At 68.0% G+C, this 2,383-nt stretch carries 3 protein-coding genes; 2 read left to right on the forward strand and 1 reads right to left on the reverse strand.

Annotated elements, in window-relative coordinates; translation table 11 throughout:
• A partial coding sequence (locus VF662_RS01240) for a ligase-associated DNA damage response exonuclease (RefSeq protein WP_464136755.1) occupies positions 1-738 on the reverse strand: 738 nt, incomplete at its 3' end.
• A gap of 75 nt (positions 739-813) precedes the next feature.
• On the opposite strand from VF662_RS01240, the gene VF662_RS01245 reads away from it, so the two are divergent.
• Together VF662_RS01245 and VF662_RS01250 are read left to right on the forward strand one after the other, a co-directional pair.
• Positions 814-1,008 carry a hypothetical protein gene (locus tag VF662_RS01245; protein WP_464136757.1) on the forward strand — a complete coding sequence of 65 codons (195 nt, stop codon included), beginning with the start codon at positions 814-816 and terminating at the stop codon, positions 1,006-1,008.
• Between the two features lie 12 nt (positions 1,009-1,020).
• A partial coding sequence (locus VF662_RS01250) for a DEAD/DEAH box helicase (protein WP_464136760.1) occupies positions 1,021-2,383 on the forward strand: 1,363 nt, incomplete at its 3' end.

The raw sequence follows: 2,383 nt of genomic DNA on the forward strand, positions 1-2,383 counted from the left end.
CCGCGACCAGCGGTCGTTCAGCGCTCCCGGGGGAGCAAGCACGATCTTCCCCTTCAGCTCGTCCTTCTTCGCCTCCGTCGCAGGCCGAAGATCGCCCAGCGCCACCCCGTGCGCGACATAGAGATCGCACAGCCGCTGCAGCGCGCCGTGGATGAAAATCGGATCGTGATGCCCCCGCCCCCTCAGCTCCATGATCACCCGCTGCGCCTTGCCCAGCGCATAGGCGCCGACCAGCACGCAGCGCTCCGGATTCTCGTGGAGGCGCAGAAGCAGCCGGTCCATCTCGCTCGCCGTGTCGGGGTGGCGGAAGACGGGCAGGCCGAACGTCGCCTCGGTCACGAAGATATCGCACGGCACCGGCTCGAACGGAGCGCAGGTCGGGTCCGGCCGCCTTTTGTAGTCGCCGGAGACCACGACCCGCTCGCCCGCATGCTCGAGCACGATCTGCGAGGAACCCAGCACATGCCCTGCGGGGACGAAGCTCACATCCACCTCGCCAAGCCGGATCACCTCGCCATAGTCGACCTTCCGTCCGGTCTGCGGCCCGTAGCGGCATTCCATGATCGCCAGCGTCTCCGGCGTCGCCCACACCTCCCCGTGGCCGCCGCGGGCGTGGTCGGCATGGCCGTGGGTCACCAGCGCCCGCGCCTTCGGCTGCGAGGGATCCACCCAGGCATCGGCGGGCTTCACATAGATGCCTTCGGGAAAAGGCTCGATCCAGGAACCGAGACGGGCCATCAGGAGCTATATGAGCACATGCCGTCCGGCCGCCAAGCCGAACGGGACCGAAAATCAGGACGAAGGGAGCGAGAAATGGATCTTGGCGGTGCCAGTTGGGGACTGATAACGATTGTCGGCGGCTTCCTGCTGTTTGCCGTTCTGCTCTGGGCCGTGCTCAAGAACCGGAAATCCAGCGAGGCCGACGTCCAGCGCACCGAAGCCGCGACCCGCGAACTCTACCGGGAAGAGGATGCCGCGCATAAGGATGACAACAGCCTCGGCACCTGACGCGGGCGCGGCATGCTGACCGCTGCGACGGGCGATCTTCCGCCGGTCATCGCCAATTGGTTCGCGGGCAAAGGCTGGGCGCCGCGCCGGCACCAGCTCGAAATGCTCGCCGCCGCCCGGAGCGGCCGGAATGCCTTGCTCGTCGCGCCCACCGGTGCGGGCAAGACGCTGGCCGGCTTCCTCTCCAGCCTCGTCGAGCTGGTCGAGACCCCCACCGACGGCCTCCACACGCTCTACGTATCGCCGTTGAAGGCGCTTGCGGTGGACGTGCAGCGCAACCTGCTGACTCCGATCGAGGAGATGGGCCTCGATATCCGCGTCGAGACCCGCACCGGCGATACGCCGTCCGACCGCAAGGCGCGGCAGCGCGTCCGGCCGCCGCAGATGCTCCTGACTACCCCCGAATCCCTGAGCCTGCTTCTCAGCCACGAGGACAGTGCGCTCCTCTTCGCCAGTCTCAAGACGATCGTCATCGACGAGGTCCACGCCTTCGCCACCGGCAAGCGCGGCGACCTCCTGTCGCTCGCAATGGCGCGGCTGCAGACGCTGTCCCCCGACATGCGGCGCGTCGCCCTCTCGGCGACCGTCGCGGACCCGGAAGCCTATCAGGGCTGGCTCGCGCCGCATGCCGATGTCGAGACGGTGGACGTGGTGCTCGGCGATCCGGGCGCGGAGGCGAAGCTCAGCATCATGCTGCCGGAGGAGGACAAGATCCCCTGGGCCGGCCATTCCGGCCGCTGGGCTGCGACAAGCGTCATGCGCGAAATCGAGCGGCACAAGACGACGCTCATCTTCTGCAACACGCGCAGCCTTGCCGAGCTCATCTTCCAGGATCTGTGGACGGTGAACGAGGATCACCTGCCGATCGGCATCCACCACGGATCGCTTGCGCTCGAGGCGCGCCGGAAGGTGGAGAATGCCGTGGCCGAGGGCCGGCTTCGGGCGCTCGTCTGCACCGCGAGCCTGGATCTCGGCGTCGACTGGGGCGACGTCGAACTGGTCATCCAGATGGGCGCGCCCAAGGGCTCGTCGCGGCTCCTGCAGCGGATCGGGCGCGCCAATCACCGCCTCGATCAGCCGTCCGAGGGCATCATCGTTCCGGGCAACCGGTTCGAATATCTCGAGGCCCGCGCCGCGCTCGATGCGGTCGAGGAAGGGGCGCTCGACGCCGATCCGTTCCGCGCCGGGGCGCTGGACGTCCTTGCCCAGCACATCATGGCCGTCGCCTGCGCAACGCCGTTCCGCGAGGAGGAGCTGCTGGCGGAGGTGCGCTCCTCCGCGCCGTACGCGGGCCTCGGCGAGGACGTGTTCCGTGCAGTCCTCTCCTTCATCGAAAGCGGCGGCTATTCGCTGAAGGCCTACGATCGCTTCCGCC

This window comes from Allosphingosinicella sp., assembly GCF_036387215.1.
Lineage (GTDB): Bacteria > Pseudomonadota > Alphaproteobacteria > Sphingomonadales > Sphingomonadaceae > Allosphingosinicella.

Bases quoted from the DNA above. Each gene is read 5' to 3' on its own strand.
- VF662_RS01245 (WP_464136757.1), top strand. From the start codon at position 814: ATGGATCTTGGCGGTGCCAGTTGGGGACTGATAACGATTGTCGGCGGC.